The organism is Cellulosimicrobium cellulans, from assembly GCF_006539945.1.
Taxonomy (GTDB): domain Bacteria; phylum Actinomycetota; class Actinomycetes; order Actinomycetales; family Cellulomonadaceae; genus Cellulosimicrobium; species Cellulosimicrobium cellulans.
The window spans coordinates 72,633-88,383 of sequence record NZ_BJNZ01000004.1 but is presented as its reverse complement, the minus strand read 5'-3'; the positions used below and the strand labels follow the sequence as shown (position 1 = coordinate 88,383).

Below are 15,751 nucleotides of genomic sequence, written 5' to 3'. Positions count from 1 at the left end.
AGTCGATCGAGGAGGCTCAGGCCTCCTTCTTCTCCTCGGCGGCGTCCTCGACGGGCGCGTCCTGGACGTCCTCGACGGGAGCGTCCTCGACGGCGGCGGGAGCGTCCTCGACGGGCGCGTCCTCGACCTTGTCGGCCTTCTTGGCCGGCTTGTCCGCCTTCTTCTTGCTCGCCTTCTCCGCGGCCTTCTCCGCCTCGCGGACGACGGCCTGCTTGGGGCTGACGGGCTCGGTCACGAGCTCGATCACGGCGAGGGGCGCGTTGTCGCCCTTGCGCGTGCCGACCTTCGTGATGCGCGTGTAGCCGCCCTCACGCTCCGCCATCTGCGGGGCGATCTCGGTGAACAGCGTGTGCACGACGGACTTGTCGCGCACGACGCGCAGGACGCGACGACGCGCGTGCAGGTCGCCACGCTTCGCGAACGTGATGAGGCGCTCGGCCACCGGGCGCAGGCGCTTCGCCTTGGTCTCGGTGGTCGTGATGCGGCCGTGCTCGAACAGCTGGGTGGACAGGTTCGCGAGCATCAGGCGCTCGTGAGCCGGTCCGCTGCCGAGCCGGGCGCCCTTGGCGGGGGTAGGCATGGGATGTGCTCCTTGGGAAGTGTTCGCGCCGCAGGTACCGACCCGGACGCGCTGAGGTGTCTAGAGCCGCAGGCTCAGTACTGCTGCTCGGTGTCCGAGAACGTCGCCTCGTCGTCGTCGCCGTCGTAGTACGCGGCGGCCGACGGGTCGAAGTCGAGCGGCGAGTCCTTGAGGGACAGGCCGAGCTCGGCGAGCTTCTCCTTCACCTCGTTGATGGACTTCGCACCGAAGTTGCGGATGTCCAGCAGGTCCGCCTCGCTGCGTGCGACGAGCTCGCCCACCTGGTGGATGCCCTCGCGCTTGAGGCAGTTGTACGAGCGGATCGTGAGGTTGAGCTCCTCGATCGGCAGCGCCAGGTCCGCGGCGAGAGCCGCGTCCGTCGGCGACGGGCCGATCTCGATGCCCTCGGCCTCGACGTTGAGCTCACGGGCCAGGCCGAAGAGCTCCACCAGCGTCTTGCCCGCCGACGCGAGCGCGTCGCGCGGCGAGATCGCCGGCTTCGTCTCGACGTCCACGACCAGCTTGTCGAAGTCCGTGCGCTGCTCGACGCGCGTCGCCTCGACCTTGTAGGTCACCTTGAGGACCGGCGAGTAGATCGAGTCGACCGGGATGCGCCCGATCTCGGCGTCGAACGACTTGTTCTGCGAGGCCGAGACGTACCCACGGCCGCGCTCGACGGTGAGCTCGATCTCGAGCTTGCCCTTGTCGTTGAGCGTGGCGATGTGCAGCTCGGGGTTGTGGACCTCCACACCCGCGGGCGGGACGATGTCCGCCGCGGTGACCGCACCAGCACCCTGCTTGCGCAGGTACATCACGACGGGCTCGTCGTTCTCCGAGGAGACGACGAGGTTCTTGATGTTGAGGATGACCTCGGTCACGTCCTCCTTCACACCCGGCACGGTGGTGAACTCGTGGAGCACACCGTCGATGCGGATGGAGGTGACCGCCGCGCCCGGGATGGACGACAGCAGCGTGCGACGCAGCGAGTTGCCGAGCGTGTAGCCGAAGCCGGGCTCCAGCGGCTCGATGGAGAAGCGCGAACGGTTCTCCGAGATGACCTCTTCGGTCAAGGTGGGGCGCTGTGCGATCAGCACTGGTGGTTTCCTTTCGGCGAGCGTCCGCCATATGACGCTGCACGGTTCAAGGCGAGGTGCGTGCCTGCGGCACGCGGCCCCGGCCGGGACTCTGTCCACCCGGCCGGGAAGGGTACGTCGACCCCGTCAGGAGGCGTCTGCCCCGTGACGGGCGCCGTCGACGGGCTCGGCCGGTCGGTGACCGGGCGGCCCGTCGACGGCACGCCGACGACGAAGGTCAGACGCGACGACGCTTGGGCGGGCGGCACCCGTTGTGCGCCTGCGGCGTGACGTCCTGGATCGAGCCGACCTCGAGGCCGGCCGACTGCAGCGAGCGGATCGCGGTCTCGCGACCGGAGCCCGGGCCCTTGACGAAGACGTCGACCTTCTTCATGCCGTGCTCCTGCGCCTTGCGGGCAGCAGCCTCGGCCGCGAGGCCCGCGGCGAAGGGGGTCGACTTGCGCGAGCCCTTGAAGCCGACGTCGCCGCCGGAGGCCCACGCGATCACAGCACCCGACGGGTCCGTGATCGACACGATCGTGTTGTTGAACGTGCTCTTGATGTGCGCCTGGCCGGCGGGGACGTTCTTCTTGTCCTTGCGGCGAGGCTTGCGCCCAGCGGCGGCGCGAGTCTTGGGAGGCATCTTTCGTTTCTCTCCTGGTCTGAGGTGGTCTGACCGCGGGGATCTCCGACCGGGACGACGTGGACCGTGCGGCCGACGTCAGCACCCGAGCGGGGCCCGCCCTGCGGACTGGCTCAGCGGGCCTTCTTCTTGCCGGCCACGGTGCGCTTGGGTCCCTTGCGCGTACGCGCGTTGGTCTTGGTGCGCTGGCCGCGCACGGGCAGGCCGCGGCGGTGACGCAGGCCCTGGTAGGTGCCGATCTCGACCTTGCGGCGGATGTCGGCGGCCACCTCACGACGGAGGTCACCCTCGAGCTTGTAGTTGCCCTCGAGGTAGTCGCGCAGCGCGACGAGCTCGGCGTCGCCGAGGTCCTTCACGCGCGCGTCCGGGCTGATGCCGGTCGCGGCCAGCGTCTGCTGGGCGCGGGTACGGCCGACGCCGTAGATGTAGGTGAGCGCGACCTCGAGCCGCTTGTCGCGGGGGAGGTCGACGCCGATGAGACGTGCCATGTGCCTTTCGGCTCCTCGTGCTTCGTCGGAGGTCTGTCGCACCGCCCTCCCACGGGGAGCTCCGTGGGCCCCGGCCTCCGAGCCGGGGGTTCCCCTGCCTGTGGCGTTCTCCTCCCGGACTCGCGTCCGGGGTGCCGAGCAGGTTCGTGGTGGTGCGCTGGTGGCCGGCCGTCGTCGTGACGGGCGGCCTGGTGACCGCGGTCCCGAGGGACCGTCACCCGTGGCGCAGGCGCGGGCTCAGCCCTGGCGCTGCTTGTGCCGCAGGTTGTCGCAGATCACCATGACGCGACCGTGCCGGCGGATCACCTTGCACTTGTCGCAGATCTTCTTGACGCTGGGCTTGACCTTCATCTTCGTTCCCTCAGTGGTGCCCCGCTCCGGGCGCGACCGACGAGCGGTCCCGGGATCCGGGTGGCGAGGCGGGTGAGTGGGTGGACGCGTGGCGACTACTTGTAGCGGTAGACGATCCGGCCGCGGGACAGGTCGTACGGGCTCAGCTCGACCACGACCCGGTCCTCGGGGAGGATCCGGATGTAGTGCTGGCGCATCTTGCCCGAGATGTGCGCGAGAACCTTGTGACCGTTGGCCAGCTCCACGCGGAACATCGCGTTCGGCAGGGCCTCGACCACGCTGCCCTCGATCTCGATGACACCGTCCTTCTTTGCCATGTCCTCCGCTAACTCTCGTCTGAACTGCTGGTACTCCCGCGCACGCCCGACCCGCGGGTCGTCCGTTCGTGGGAGGTGCGTGGAGCCGCGTGCGGGGACGGTCGCCCGGGTCCCGAGGGACGGGGGCCGGTCGAACGACGTGCACGGACTACACCCGACGGACCATCCTACGGCATCCGACAAGAGTCGCGAAACCGGGGCGCGCGTCGGGGACCGTGCGACGCGTCACTCCCCCGCCCGACCCGGACGGGCCGACGCGTCGGGGCGCACCGAGAGCTCAGGCAGCGAGGGGTGCGACGCGGACGCCGAGCTCCGCGAGCTCGGCCGCCCCGCCGTCGGGTGCGGTGAGGACCCAGATCCCCTCGTCGAGGATCGCGACGCTGTGCTCCCAGTGCGCAGCACGAGCGCCGTCGTCGGTCACGACCGTCCAGTCGTCCTCGCAGACCTCGGTGAACCGGTCGCCGAGCGTCAGCATCGGCTCGATCGCGAGGCACATGCCCGGGCGCAGCCGCGGGCCCTTCTCGCGCGTGCGGTAGTTCGGGACGTCGGGCGGCTGGTGCATCGCGGAGCCGATCCCGTGACCCACGTACTCCTCGACGATCCCGTAGGAGACGCCGTCGGCCTCCCCCGAGACACGGACCGAGTCCTCGATCGCGGCGCCCACGTCGCCGAGCCGCTCGCTCGTCGCGAGCGCGGCGATGCCCGCCCACATCGCGCGCCGCGTGGCCTCCACGAGGGCCTCGTCGCGCGGCTCGCCCTCGCCGAGGACGAAGGACACGGCCGAGTCGCCGTGCCAGCCGTCGACGATCGCCCCGCAGTCGACGGAGACGATGTCACCCGGGCGCAGCTCGCGTGGGCCCGGGATGCCGTGCACGACCTCGTCGTTCACCGACACGCACAGCGACGCGGGGTAGCCCTCGTAGCCGAGGAACGACGGCGTCGCGCCGGCGTCCGCGATCACCGCCGCGGCGAGCGCGTCGAGGTCGGACGTGGTCATGCCCGGACGGACCGCCTCGCGGACCGTGTCGAGCGCTCGCGCGACCACGAGGCCGGCACTGCGCATGGACCGTACCTGGTCGTGCGTCTTGTACTCGATGCGCTCGCGACCGAACACCCTGCTGCTCCCCAGAACCTGACGAACGGACGACCGGCGCTCAGCCGACGAGCGCGGTCAGCGCCGAGACGATGCGCCCGGTGATCTCGTCGACGTCGCCGATGCCGTCGACACGGACGAGAAGGCCGCGCTCGTCGTACGCCGACGTGAGCGGTGCCGTCTGCTCGGCGTAGATGTCGAGGCGGCGCGCGATGGCCTCCTCGGTGTCGTCCTCGCGGCCCTCGATCTCCGCGCGCTTCGCCAGGCGAGCGAGGAGCTCGTCGCGGTCCGCCGTGAGCTCCACGACGCCGTCCAGCGCGACACCCAGGTCCGCGAGGATCGTGTCGAGCTCGACGACCTGGGCCGCGTTGCGGGGGTAGCCGTCGAGGATGAACCCCTGCGCCGCGTCGTCCTGGGCGAGGCGGTCGCGCACCATCGCGTTCGTCACCGAGTCAGGGACGAGGTCACCCTTCGCGGTGTACTCCTGCGCGAGCCGGCCGAGCTCCGTGCCGCCCTTGATGTTCGCCCGGAAGATGTCTCCGGTCGAGATCGCGGGGATGGCGAGCTGCTCGGCGAGCCGGGCGGCCTGCGTCCCCTTGCCCGCGCCCTGCGGGCCCATGATGACGAGGCGCGCGGGACGCGAGGCGGACTGGCCGTCGGTGGCGTTGCTCAACGGAGGAACCCTTCGTAGTGGCGCTGCTGCAGCTGGGAGTTGATCTGCTTGACCGTCTCCAGGCCGACGCCGACGACGATGATGATCGAGGAGCCACCGAACGGGATGTTCGTGCTCACGCCGAGCCCGATGAGGACCAGCGTCGGCAGCAGGGCGACGAGCGCGAGGTAGATGGAGCCCGCGGACGTGATGCGGGTGATGACGTAGTCGAGGTACTCGGCGGTCGGCCGGCCGGCACGGATGCCGGGGATGAAGCCGCCGTACTTCTTCATGTTGTCCGCGACCTCGTCCGGGTTGAACGTGATCGACGTGTAGAAGAAGCAGAAGAACAGGATCATGAGCACGTAGAGCACGATGTGCAGCGGCGCGGCCGGGTCGGCGAGGTTCGTGCTGACCCAGATCACCCAGTCGGCGCTCTGGTCGCCGAACTGCGCGATGAGGCCCGGGACCGCGAGCAGCGAGGCCGCGAAGATCACCGGGATGACGCCGGCCATGTTGATCTTGATCGGGATGTAGGTGCTCGAGCCGCCGTACATGCGGCGCCCGACCATGCGCTTGGCGTACTGGACCGGCACGCGGCGCTGGGACTGCTCGACGAACACGACCAGGCCGATGACGACCACGATGACCGCGATCATGATGATGAAGTTCGTCGCGCCGTTCGCACCGCCGGCGATCGACCACAGCGCGGTCGGGAAGCTCGCGGCGATCGACGTGAAGATGAGGAGCGACATGCCGTTGCCGACGCCACGCTCGGTGATGAGCTCGCCGAGCCACATGATGAGGCCGGTGCCCGCGGTCATGGTGATGACCATGAGCGCCATCGTCACGAAGCTGCCGTCGGGGATGACGTCCACGGAGCAGCCCTGGAAGAGCAGGCCGTTGCGCGCGGTCGTGATGACCGTCGTCGACTGGAGGATGGCGAGCGCGATCGTCAGGTAGCGCGTGTACTGCGTCAGCTTCGCCTGGCCCGACTGGCCCTCCTTGTGGAGCGCCTCGAAGCGAGGGATCACGACGCGCAGCAGCTGGACGATGATGCTCGCGGTGATGTACGGCATGATGCCGAGCGCGAAGATCGACAGCTGGAGCAGGGCACCGCCGCTGAAGAGGTTGACGAGGCCGAGCAGGTCGTTGCCGTCGGCGGTCTCCGCGATGCACTGCTGCACGTTGGGGTAGTCCACACCCGGCGTGGGGATGAACGACCCCACCCGGAAGATCGCCATGATCGCGATCGTGAACAGCAGCTTGCGCCGCAGGTCGGGCGTCCGGAAAGCCCGGGCGAATGCGCTGAGCACCTATCCTCCTGGCCCGCCGAGGCGGGATGTCGTGTCGCCGGGAGGCCCGGCGAGGTGTGACGCACGGCACCGGCGCCAAGAGGCACCCTAGCCGTAGCGCCGCGTCGAACGGCAAGTCGGTCCCGACGACCGGACGGACCGACCGCGGACCTGCGAGTGACGGCGGTCACCCCGGGGTGCGGGGAGACAACCGTCGGAGAGTCTAACCGTGGCGCGCTGCCGGACGGACCACGGGTCGTGCGGGAGAGCCTCCCCAGACGCGGACAGGGCCGACGGCGCGAGCGCGCCACCGGCCCTGTCCGGGGGTGTCAGTCCTCCGAGACCGAACCGCCGGCCGCGAGGATCTTCTCGCGAGCGGCGCCCGAGAGGGCGTCGACCGCGACCTCGAGCTTGACGGTGATCTCGCCCGTGCCTAGCACCTTGACGAGCTGGCCCTTGCGGACCGCGCCCTTCGCGACGAGGTCCTCGACGGTGACCTGGCCACCCTCGGGGTACAGCGCCGCGAGCTTGTCCAGGTTCACGACCTGGTACTCGGTGCGGAACGGGTTCTTGAAGCCGCGCAGCTTCGGGAGGCGCATGTGCAGAGGCATCTGCCCGCCCTCGAAGCGCTCGGGAACCTGGTAACGAGCCTTCGTACCCTTGGTACCGCGGCCCGCCGTCTTACCCTTCGACGCCTCACCACGACCCACGCGGGTCTTGGCCTTCTTGGCGCCGGGAGCCGGACGCAGGTGGTGGATCTTGAGCGTGCCGCCGGCACCCTCGGTCTGCTTGCCCGACTGCTTCGCAGCAGTCGCGGACTCCGCCTTCGCGGGGGCCTTCGCAGCAGCCTTCTTCTTCGGAGCCTCGGCGGTCTCCTTGGTGGCCTTCTCAGCCATGGTCACTCGACCTCCTCAACGGTGACGAGGTGCGCCACCGTCGCGACCATGCCGCGGATCTCCGGGCGGTCCTCCTTCACGGCGGTGTCGCCGATCCGCTTGAGGCCCAGAGTGCGCAGCGTGTCGCGCTGGTTCTGCTTGCCGCCGATGGCGGACTTCGTCTGGGTCACCTTGAGCCTGGCCATCAGGCGTTCACCCCCGCAGCACGGGCACGCAGGAGCGCGGCCGGGGCCACGTCCTCGAGCGGGAGACCACGGCGCGCGGCGACAGCCTCAGGCTGCTCCAGGTTGCGCAGGGCCTCGACGGTCGCGTGCACGATGTTGATCGCGTTGGACGAGCCGAGCGACTTGCTCAGCACGTCGTGGATGCCCGCGCACTCCAGCACGGCGCGCACCGGACCACCGGCGATCACACCGGTACCGGGAGCGGCCGGACGGAGGAACACGACGCCGGCGGCGGCCTCACCCTGGATGGGGTGCGGGATGGTGCCCTGGATGCGCGGGACCTTGAAGAAGTTCTTCTTGGCCTCCTCGACACCCTTGGCGATCGCCGCGGGCACCTCCTTCGCCTTGCCGTAGCCGACACCGACGGTGCCGTCGCCGTCGCCCACCACGACCAGCGCGGTGAAGCTGAAGCGGCGGCCGCCCTTGACGACCTTGGAGACGCGGTTGATGGTGACGACGCGCTCGACGAAGGCGTTCTTCTCGGCTGCGTCGCCACGGCGACCGTCGCGACGGTCACCGCGACGGTCGTCGCGGCGCCCCCCGCGCGCGTTCTGGTCGCTCGACTCGTTGGCGGCACCCGTGGGGGCGCCGGTGTTGCTGCGCTGCCCTGCAGCCATCAGAGAATCCTTTGCTTCCGTGTGGGGATGGTCGGCGTCGTCACAGGGACAGACCGCCCTCGCGGGCGCCGTCGGCGACCGCAGCGACCCGACCGTGGTACTTGTTGCCGCCACGGTCGAACACGACCGCGTCGACGCCCTTGGCCTTCGCACGCTCGGCGACGAGCTCGCCGACCTTGCGGGCCTTGGCGCTCTTGTCGCCGTCGAGCGCACGCAGGTCCGCCTCGAGCGACGAGGCCGACGCAACCGTCTGACCGATCGTGTCGTCCACGACCTGAGCCGTGATGTGGCGCGTGGAGCGCGTCACCACGAGGCGCGGACGAGCGGCGGTCCCCTTGATCTTCTTGCGCAGGCGCAGGTGGCGGCGCTGACGCGCGACGGCCTTGCCCTTGCCGAGAACCTTCAGAGCCATCGTTACTTACCAGCCTTTCCGACCTTGCGGCGGACGACCTCGCCGGCGTAACGCACACCCTTGCCCTTGTACGGCTCGGGCTTGCGGATCTTGCGGATGTTCGCTGCGACCTCGCCGACCTGCTGCTTGTCGATGCCGGAGACCGAGAACTTCGTCGGGCTCTCGACCGCGAACGTGATGCCCGCGGGCGGCGTCACGACGACCGGGTGGCTGAAGCCGAGGGCGAACTCGAGGTCCGAGCCCTTGGCCGTCACGCGGTAACCGGTGCCGACGATCTCGAGCTTCTTCTCGTAGCCCTGCGTCACGCCCTGGACGATGTTCGCCAGGAGGGTGCGCGTGAGGCCGTGCAGCGCGCGGGACTCGCGCTCGTCGTCCGGGCGCGACACCACGAGGGTGGCGTCCTCCTGGGCGACCTGGATGGGGGCGGGCACGTTGTGCTCGAGCGAGCCCTTGGGGCCCTTCACGGTCACGAGCGCACCGCTGATGGTGACGTCCACTCCGGCGGGAACCGGAACGGGGATCTTGCCGATTCGAGACATGGCGTATCTCCTTTCCGATTACCAGACGTAGGCGAGGACTTCGCCGCCCACGCCCTTCGTGGCGGCCTGCTTGTCGGTGAGCAGGCCGGAGGACGTGGACAGGATCGCCACGCCCAGACCGCCGAGAACCTTCGGCAGCTCGGTGGACTTGACGTACTTGCGCAGGCCCGGCTTGGACACGCGGCGCACGCCGGCGAGGCTGCGCTCACGGTTCGGGCCGAACTTCAGCTGGATGGTGAGGTTCTTGCCCACCGTCGCGTCCTCGACGCTCCAGCCGGAGATGTAGCCCTCGGCCTGGAGGATCTCGGCAATGTGCGACTTCAGCTTCGAGTACGGCATGGTCACCGTCTCGTGGTAAGCCGAGTTCGCGTTCCGCAGACGCGTCAGCATGTCTGCGATCGGGTCGGTCATCGTCATCGGGCTCTAGCCCTTCCTCGACGTGGTATCCGGGCGGAGGCGCGCCGTGCGGCGCGCTCCGCCAGGACCTACGACGTAGTTGTTACCAGCTGCTCTTGGTGACGCCCGGAAGCTCACCACGGTGGGCCATCTCGCGCACGCAGATGCGGCACAGGCCGAACTTGCGGTACACCGAGTGCGGACGACCGCACTTCTGGCACCGGGTGTAGGCGCGGACCGCGAACTTGGGCTTGGCGGCCGCCTTGTTGATCAGGGCCTTCTTCGCCATGTCAGTTCTCCTTGAAGGGGAAGCCGAGACGGCGCAGCAGGGAGCGGCCCTCGTCATCGGTCGTCGCCGTGGTCACGATCGTGATGTCCATACCGCGGACACGGTCGATCTTGTCCTGGTCGATCTCGTGGAACATCGACTGCTCCGTGAGGCCGAACGTGTAGTTGCCGTGCCCGTCGAACTGCTTGGGCGACAGGCCGCGGAAGTCGCGGATACGCGGCAGGGCGATCGACAGGAGACGGTCCAGGAACTCCCACATGCGGTCGCCGCGCAGCGTGACGTGCGCGCCGATCGGCATGCCCTCACGCAGCTTGAACTGCGCGATGGACTTGCGGGCCTTGGTCACCTGCGGCTTCTGGCCGGTGATCGCGGACAGGTCGCGGATGGCGCCCTCGATGAGCTTCGAGTCCTTGGCGGCGTCACCGACACCCATGTTCACGACGATCTTCGTGACGCGGGCGACCTGGTTGACGTTCTCGTGCCCGAACTCCTCGCGCAGACCGGCGACGATCTCCTCGCGGTAGCGCTGCTTCAGACGGGGCACCTCGGGGGCGACGATCTCGGTGCTCATCAGATGTCCTTCCCGGAGCGCTTGGCGACGCGCACGCGCACGGTGCGCTTGCGGCCGTCACGCTCGACCTCTTCGGTGCGGTACCCGACGCGGGTGCCCTTCTTGGTCTCCGGGTCGACGACCATCACGTTGCTGATGTGGATCGGGGCCTCGACGGTCTCGATCCCACCGGTCCGCGTGCCGCGCTGCGACTGGCCGACCTTGGTGTGCTTGGTGACGCGCTGGACGCCCTCGACGATGACGCGGTCACGGTCGGTGAGCACCTCGAGGACGCGCCCCTGCTTGCCCTTGTCCTTGCCCGCGATGACGACGACGAGGTCGCCCTTCTTGATCTTGGCCATGGTCAGAGCACCTCCGGAGCCAGCGAGATGATCTTCATGAACCGCTTGTCGCGCAGCTCGCGCCCGACCGGGCCGAAGATGCGCGTCCCGCGCGGCTCGCCGTCGTTCTTGAGGATCACGGCGGCGTTCTCGTCGAACTTGATGTAGGAACCGTCCGGACGACGGCGCTCCTTGGCGGTGCGGACGACGACGGCCTTGACCACGTCGCCCTTCTTCACGTTGCCGCCCGGGATCGCGTCCTTGACGGTTGCGACGATGACGTCGCCGATTCCGGCGTAGCGACGGCCCGAGCCACCGAGAACACGGATGCAGAGAATCTCCTTGGCACCCGTGTTGTCGGCGACACGAAGTCGCGACTCCTGCTGGATCATGTAATGAACTCCTGTCGTCGAGCCGGTTCTCGCGCGAGGCGAGCCTTGCCGAACGGATAGCTGTCAGTGCCGGGTCCCTCGCGGGTGAACCGGCCAGGACCGGGCGGTGGACCCGCCCGACCTGTCCTCACTGGTTGCCGCACCGCGGTGCGGCACGAGAGCGGTCGTGACGAGCGAGCGGGGCCCGCCCGTCACGACCGGTGGATCACTTGGCCTTCTCGAGGATCTCCGCGAGGCGCCACCGCTTGGTCGCGGACAGCGGGCGGGTCTCCATGATGAGCACCAGGTCGCCCACGCCGGCAGAGTTCTGCTCGTCGTGCGCCTTGACCTTGCTCGTGCGGCGGATGACCTTGCCGTAGAGCGGGTGCTTGACCCGGTCCTCGACCTCGACCACCACGGTCTTGTCCATCTTGTCGCTCACGACGTAGCCGCGGCGCGTCTTGCGGTTCGCGCGCTCCTCGGCCGCCTCGGGCGCGTTCGTTGCGTTCTCGCTCATTCCAGCCTCACTCACTCGGCACTCGGCGCGGTACGGATGCCGAGCTCGCGCTCACGCAGGATCGTGTAGATCCGCGCGATGTCGCGGCGGACGGCCTTGAGGCGCCCGTGGCTCTCCAGCTGGCCGGTGGCCGACTGGAAGCGGAGGTTGAAGAGCTCCTCCTTGACCTTCTTGAGCTCGGCGACGAGCGTCTCGTCGTCCATGGCGTCGAGGTCGACGGGGGCGAGCCCCTTCGTTCCGATTGCCATCAGTTGCCACCACCCTCGCGCACCACGAAACGGCACTTCATCGGGAGCTTGTGGATCGCGCGGCGCATCGCCTCGCGAGCCAGGTCCTCCGGGACACCGGCCAGCTCGAAGACGATCCGGCCCGGCTTGACATTGGCGACCCACCACTCGGGCGAACCCTTACCGGAACCCATGCGGGTCTCGGCAGGCTTCTTGGTCAGGGGACGGTCCGGGTAGATGTTGATCCAGACCTTGCCGCCACGCTTGATGTGGCGGGTCATCGCGATACGAGCAGCCTCGATCTGGCGGTTCGTCACGTACGCCGGCTCGAGAGCCTGGATGCCGTACTCGCCGAACGCGATCTGCGTGCCACCCTTCGCCGCGCCGGAACGCGACGGGTGGTGCTGCTTGCGGTGCTTGAGCCTGCGCGGGATCAGCATGACTCAGGCCTCCGTTCCGGTCTCAGGGGCCTTCGCCTCTGCGGCGGGAGCGGACTGCTCGGGCGCCGCCGGCGACTCGGACGCGGGGGTCCGCTCGGCCGAACGCTCGGGACGACGGCCGCCACCACGACGGTCGCCGCCGCGCTCACCGCGCGGGCCACCACGGCCCTGGCGCGGAGCGGCCGTGGCCTGCTGCGCGGCGAACTCCTTCTCGGTGACGTCGCCCTTGTAGATCCAGACCTTCACGCCGATGCGGCCGAAGGTCGTGCGGGCCTCGAAGAAGCCGTAGTCGATGTACGCACGGAGCGTGTGCAGCGGCACACGACCCTCGCGGTAGAACTCCGACCGGCTCATCTCGGCGCCGCCGAGGCGGCCGGCGACCTGCACGCGGATGCCCTTGGCACCGGCGCGCTGGGCCGACTGGATGCCCTTGCGCATCGCACGGCGGAACGAGACGCGGCTCGCGAGCTGCTCGGCGATGCCCTGCGCGACGAGCTGCGCGTCCGTCTCGGCGTTCTTCACCTCGAGGATGTTGAGCTGCACCTGCTTGCCCGTGAGCTTCTCGAGCTCGCCGCGGATGCGGTCGGCCTCGGCGCCACGGCGGCCGATGACGATGCCCGGGCGTGCCGTGTGGATGTCCACGCGGACGCGGTCACGGGTGCGCTCGATCTCGACCTTGGAGATGCCTGCGCGCTCGAGACCGGTGCTCATGAGCTTGCGGATCTGGACGTCCTCGCGGACGTAGTCGCGGTACCGCTGTCCGGGCTTGGTGCTGTCGGCGAACCAGCGCGACCGGTGGTCGGTGGTGATGCCGAGGCGGTACCCGTGCGGGTGAACCTTCTGTCCCACTATCGGGCACTTCCCTTCGTGTTCTCACGCGGAGCGACGACCACGGTGATGTGGCTGGTGCGCTTGAGGATGCGGTTCGCACGGCCCTGGGCCCGCGGGCGGAAACGCTTGAGCGTCGGGCCCTCGTCGACGAACGCCTCACGCACGACGAGCTCCTGCTCCTCGAACGCCTCGCTCGCACGGTCTGCCTTCACCCGGGCGTTGGCGATCGCGCTCTCCACGACCTTGCGGACGGGCTCGCTCGCCGCCTGCGGTGCGAACTTCAGCACCGCGACGGCCTCGGAGGCCTGCTTGCCACGGATGAGGTCCACGACGCGCCGGGCCTTCTGGGGCGTGACACGGACGAACCGCGCCTGCGCCTTGGCTTCCATTGCTGTCCTGCCTTCTTGTCTCTTGACCGTCCAGGTCGTCACCAGACTGACCCGGGGGTCAGCGGCGACGACCCTTCTTGTCGTCCTTCACGTGGCCGCGGAAGGTCCGCGTGGGAGCGAACTCGCCGAGCTTGTGGCCGACCATCGACTCGGTGACGAACACCGGCGTGTGCTTGCGACCGTCGTGCACGGCGAACGTGTGACCGAGGAAGTCGGGCGTGATGACCGACCGACGGGACCAGGTCTTGATGACGTTCTTGGTCCCCTTCTCGTTCTGAGCGTCCACCTTCTTCTGCAGGTGGTCGTCGACGAAGGGGCCCTTCTTCAGGCTACGAGGCATGTCTCCAGGCTCCTATCAGCGCTTCTTGCCGGTACGGCGACGACGCACGATCAGCTTGTCGCTCGGCTTGTTGGGACGGCGGGTACGACCCTCCGGCTGGCCCCACGGGCTCACCGGGTGGCGACCACCGGAGGTCTTGCCCTCACCACCACCGTGCGGGTGGTCGATCGGGTTCATGGCGACACCGCGGACGGTCGGGCGCTTGCCCTTCCAGCGCATGCGGCCGGCCTTGCCCCAGTTGATGTTCGACTGCTCGGCGTTGCCCACCTCGCCGACCGTCGCGCGGCAGCGCAGGTCGACGTTGCGGATCTCGCCGGAGGGCATGCGCAGCTGCGCGTACGGCCCGTCCTTGGCGACGAGCTGCACGGACGCACCGGCCGAGCGGGCGATCTTCGCGCCGCCACCGGGCTTGAGCTCGATGGCGTGGATGACCGTACCGGTCGGGATGTTGCGCAGCGGCAGGTTGTTGCCGGGCTTGATGTCCGCGCCCGCGCCGTTCTCGACGACGTCGCCCTGCTTGAGCTTGGCCGGCGCGATGATGTAGCGCTTCTCGCCGTCCGCGTAGTGCAGGAGCGCGATGCGCGCGGTGCGGTTCGGGTCGTACTCGATGTGCGCGACCTTCGCCGGCACGCCGTCCTTGTCGTGACGACGGAAGTCGATCACGCGGTACGCACGCTTGTGGCCACCACCCTTGTGACGGGTGGTGATACGACCGGAGCTGTTGCGGCCGCCGCTCTTCGAGAGCGGGCGGACCAGAGACTTCTCCGGCTGCGAGCGCGTGATCTCGGCGAAGTCGGCGACGCTCGAGCCGCGGCGGCCGGGCGTCGTCGGCTTGTACTTACGGATTCCCATGGGGATCTGTCCTCAATCTGCTCTCGTCGGCTCAGCCGAAGATGTCGATCGTGCCCTCGCGGAGGGTGACGATCGCACGCTTGGTGTCCTTGCGCTTGCCCAGGCCGAAACGCGTGCGACGCGTCTTGCCCTTGCGGTTGATCGTGTTCACCGAGGCGACCTTGACCGAGAAGATCTGCTCGACGGCGATCTTGATCTCGGTCTTGTTGGCCCGCGGGTCGACGACGAACGTGTACTTGCCCTCGTCGAGCAGGCCGTAGCTCTTCTCGGAGACGACCGGCGCGAGGATCACGTCACGGGGGTCCTTGGTCACGGTGGTCACTTCGCGGCCTCCTCGGCAGCAGTCTCGTCCGCCTCGGTGGAGGTGGCGACGGCCTTCGCGGAGCGACCCGTGGCCGGGCCCGTCAGGAACGCGTCGAGCGCGCCCTGCGTGAAGACGACGTCGTCGGAGACGAGCACGTCGTAGGTGTTGAGCTGGTCGGCCACCAGGAGGTGGACCTGCTCGACGTTCCGCAGCGACTTGATCGTCAGCTCGTCGCCACGCTCGGTGACGACCAGGACGTGCTTGCGCTCGGAGAGCTTGGCGAGCGTCGAGACGGCGGTCTTGGTCGACGGCAGGCCGTCGACGCCGAAGCCGGTCACGACGTGGACACGGCCGTTGCGGGCGCGGTCCGAGAGGGCACCGCGGAGCGCGGCGGCCTTCATCTTCTTGGGCGTCCGCTGGTCGTACGAGCGCGGCGTCGGGCCGTGGACGGTGCCACCCCCGGCGAACTGCGGCGCACGGGTCGAACCCTGGCGGGCGCGGCCGGTGCCCTTCTGCTTGTACGGCTTGCGACCACCACCGCGGACCTCGCCGCGGCTCTTGGTGTCGTGGGTGCCCTGGCGTGCGGCGGCACGCTGGGCGACGACGACCTGGTGGATCAGCGGGACGTTGAGCTCGACGTCGAACACCTCGGCGGGGAGCTCGGCGGTGCCGGCCTTCTTGCCCTTGGGGTCCAGCACGTCAACGGTCAGAGCGGACATGGTGT

Annotated in this window: 28 protein-coding genes; all 28 read right to left on the bottom strand. The window is 69.1% G+C overall.

The window, feature by feature from the left end:
- Window positions 1-16: 16 nt before the first annotated feature.
- Window positions 17-580, bottom strand: coding sequence for a 50S ribosomal protein L17 (rplQ, locus tag CCE02nite_RS04470; protein ID WP_141388482.1), 564 nt, complete (start codon window positions 578-580; stop codon window positions 17-19).
- Window positions 581-654: 74 nt separating this feature from the next.
- On the bottom strand, window positions 655-1,674 hold the full coding sequence (locus CCE02nite_RS04465) for a DNA-directed RNA polymerase subunit alpha (protein WP_021479760.1): 1,020 nt from the start codon (window positions 1,672-1,674) through the stop codon (window positions 655-657).
- A gap of 217 nt (window positions 1,675-1,891) precedes the next feature.
- Window positions 1,892-2,296, bottom strand: coding sequence for a 30S ribosomal protein S11 (gene rpsK / locus CCE02nite_RS04460; protein ID WP_021479759.1), 405 nt, complete (start codon window positions 2,294-2,296; stop codon window positions 1,892-1,894).
- A 113-nt stretch (window positions 2,297-2,409) separates the two neighbouring features.
- Complete coding sequence (rpsM, locus tag CCE02nite_RS04455) at window positions 2,410-2,784, bottom strand: 30S ribosomal protein S13 (RefSeq protein WP_021479758.1); 375 nt, start codon at window positions 2,782-2,784, stop codon at window positions 2,410-2,412.
- A 237-nt stretch (window positions 2,785-3,021) separates the two neighbouring features.
- On the bottom strand, window positions 3,022-3,135 hold the full coding sequence (rpmJ, locus tag CCE02nite_RS04450) for a 50S ribosomal protein L36 (RefSeq protein WP_003956441.1): 114 nt from the start codon (window positions 3,133-3,135) through the stop codon (window positions 3,022-3,024).
- 95 nt (window positions 3,136-3,230) lie between these two features.
- A complete protein-coding gene (infA, locus tag CCE02nite_RS04445) occupies window positions 3,231-3,452 on the bottom strand; it encodes a translation initiation factor IF-1 (protein WP_012867920.1) in 222 nt (73 codons plus the stop codon).
- A 277-nt stretch (window positions 3,453-3,729) separates the two neighbouring features.
- Window positions 3,730-4,566, bottom strand: coding sequence for a type I methionyl aminopeptidase (map, locus tag CCE02nite_RS04440; RefSeq protein ID WP_141388481.1), 837 nt, complete (start codon window positions 4,564-4,566; stop codon window positions 3,730-3,732).
- 40 nt (window positions 4,567-4,606) lie between these two features.
- Complete coding sequence (locus CCE02nite_RS04435) at window positions 4,607-5,218, bottom strand: adenylate kinase (RefSeq protein WP_255318628.1); 612 nt, start codon at window positions 5,216-5,218, stop codon at window positions 4,607-4,609.
- Window positions 5,215-6,513 (bottom strand): preprotein translocase subunit SecY, encoded by a 1,299-nt coding sequence (secY, locus tag CCE02nite_RS04430; RefSeq protein WP_047233820.1) that lies wholly within the window; start codon window positions 6,511-6,513, stop codon window positions 5,215-5,217. The genes CCE02nite_RS04435 and secY overlap by 4 nt, the downstream gene beginning before the upstream one ends.
- 308 nt (window positions 6,514-6,821) lie before the next feature.
- The gene (rplO, locus tag CCE02nite_RS04425; protein ID WP_082141382.1) at window positions 6,822-7,388 is read right to left on the bottom strand and encodes a 50S ribosomal protein L15; all 567 of its coding nucleotides are present in this window, start codon (window positions 7,386-7,388) and stop codon (window positions 6,822-6,824) included.
- A 2-nt stretch (window positions 7,389-7,390) separates the two neighbouring features.
- Window positions 7,391-7,573, bottom strand: coding sequence for a 50S ribosomal protein L30 (gene rpmD, locus CCE02nite_RS04420; protein ID WP_021480439.1), 183 nt, complete (start codon window positions 7,571-7,573; stop codon window positions 7,391-7,393).
- Window positions 7,573-8,229 carry a 30S ribosomal protein S5 gene (rpsE, locus tag CCE02nite_RS04415; protein ID WP_021480438.1) on the bottom strand — a complete coding sequence of 219 codons (657 nt, stop codon included), beginning with the start codon at window positions 8,227-8,229 and terminating at the stop codon, window positions 7,573-7,575. The genes rpmD and rpsE overlap by 1 nt, the downstream gene beginning before the upstream one ends.
- Window positions 8,230-8,269: 40 nt before the next feature.
- Window positions 8,270-8,641 carry a 50S ribosomal protein L18 gene (rplR, locus tag CCE02nite_RS04410; protein ID WP_047233819.1) on the bottom strand — a complete coding sequence of 124 codons (372 nt, stop codon included), beginning with the start codon at window positions 8,639-8,641 and terminating at the stop codon, window positions 8,270-8,272.
- A gap of 2 nt (window positions 8,642-8,643) precedes the next feature.
- Window positions 8,644-9,180 carry a 50S ribosomal protein L6 gene (rplF, locus tag CCE02nite_RS04405; protein WP_141388480.1) on the bottom strand — a complete coding sequence of 179 codons (537 nt, stop codon included), beginning with the start codon at window positions 9,178-9,180 and terminating at the stop codon, window positions 8,644-8,646.
- Window positions 9,181-9,198: 18 nt separating this feature from the next.
- Window positions 9,199-9,597: a 30S ribosomal protein S8 gene (gene rpsH / locus CCE02nite_RS04400; RefSeq protein ID WP_021480435.1), complete on the bottom strand. Its 399-nt coding sequence runs from the start codon at window positions 9,595-9,597 to the stop codon at window positions 9,199-9,201.
- An 82-nt stretch (window positions 9,598-9,679) separates the two neighbouring features.
- Entirely contained in the window at window positions 9,680-9,865 is a 186-nt protein-coding gene (locus CCE02nite_RS04395; protein WP_021480434.1) for a type Z 30S ribosomal protein S14, read from the bottom strand.
- A gap of 1 nt (window position 9,866) precedes the next feature.
- Complete coding sequence (gene rplE / locus CCE02nite_RS04390) at window positions 9,867-10,436, bottom strand: 50S ribosomal protein L5 (protein WP_087471317.1); 570 nt, start codon at window positions 10,434-10,436, stop codon at window positions 9,867-9,869.
- A complete protein-coding gene (gene rplX, locus CCE02nite_RS04385) occupies window positions 10,436-10,777 on the bottom strand; it encodes a 50S ribosomal protein L24 (RefSeq protein WP_021480432.1) in 342 nt (113 codons plus the stop codon). Before rplX ends, rplE begins: the two co-directional genes overlap by 1 nt.
- Before the next feature lie 2 nt (window positions 10,778-10,779).
- The gene (rplN, locus tag CCE02nite_RS04380; RefSeq protein WP_021480431.1) at window positions 10,780-11,148 is read right to left on the bottom strand and encodes a 50S ribosomal protein L14; all 369 of its coding nucleotides are present in this window, start codon (window positions 11,146-11,148) and stop codon (window positions 10,780-10,782) included.
- A gap of 205 nt (window positions 11,149-11,353) precedes the next feature.
- A complete protein-coding gene (gene rpsQ / locus CCE02nite_RS04375) occupies window positions 11,354-11,644 on the bottom strand; it encodes a 30S ribosomal protein S17 (RefSeq protein WP_047233816.1) in 291 nt (96 codons plus the stop codon).
- An 11-nt stretch (window positions 11,645-11,655) separates the two neighbouring features.
- Entirely contained in the window at window positions 11,656-11,892 is a 237-nt protein-coding gene (gene rpmC, locus CCE02nite_RS04370) for a 50S ribosomal protein L29 (RefSeq protein WP_021480429.1), read from the bottom strand.
- Window positions 11,892-12,311, bottom strand: a complete 420-nt coding sequence (rplP, locus tag CCE02nite_RS04365) for a 50S ribosomal protein L16 (RefSeq protein ID WP_047233815.1) — start codon at window positions 12,309-12,311, stop codon at window positions 11,892-11,894. Before rplP ends, rpmC begins: the two co-directional genes overlap by 1 nt.
- 3 nt (window positions 12,312-12,314) lie before the next feature.
- Entirely contained in the window at window positions 12,315-13,160 is an 846-nt protein-coding gene (gene rpsC, locus CCE02nite_RS04360) for a 30S ribosomal protein S3 (RefSeq protein ID WP_141388479.1), read from the bottom strand.
- On the bottom strand, window positions 13,160-13,531 hold the full coding sequence (gene rplV, locus CCE02nite_RS04355) for a 50S ribosomal protein L22 (RefSeq protein ID WP_021479879.1): 372 nt from the start codon (window positions 13,529-13,531) through the stop codon (window positions 13,160-13,162). The genes rpsC and rplV overlap by 1 nt, the downstream gene beginning before the upstream one ends.
- A 58-nt stretch (window positions 13,532-13,589) precedes the next feature.
- Complete coding sequence (gene rpsS / locus CCE02nite_RS04350; protein WP_021479878.1) at window positions 13,590-13,871, bottom strand: 30S ribosomal protein S19; 282 nt, start codon at window positions 13,869-13,871, stop codon at window positions 13,590-13,592.
- A gap of 15 nt (window positions 13,872-13,886) precedes the next feature.
- Complete coding sequence (gene rplB / locus CCE02nite_RS04345; RefSeq protein ID WP_087471313.1) at window positions 13,887-14,723, bottom strand: 50S ribosomal protein L2; 837 nt, start codon at window positions 14,721-14,723, stop codon at window positions 13,887-13,889.
- 31 nt (window positions 14,724-14,754) lie between these two features.
- Window positions 14,755-15,045, bottom strand: a complete 291-nt coding sequence (rplW, locus tag CCE02nite_RS04340) for a 50S ribosomal protein L23 (RefSeq protein WP_021479876.1) — start codon at window positions 15,043-15,045, stop codon at window positions 14,755-14,757.
- Entirely contained in the window at window positions 15,042-15,746 is a 705-nt protein-coding gene (gene rplD / locus CCE02nite_RS04335; RefSeq protein ID WP_141388478.1) for a 50S ribosomal protein L4, read from the bottom strand. The genes rplW and rplD overlap by 4 nt, the downstream gene beginning before the upstream one ends.
- Window positions 15,747-15,751: the final 5 nt, after the last annotated feature.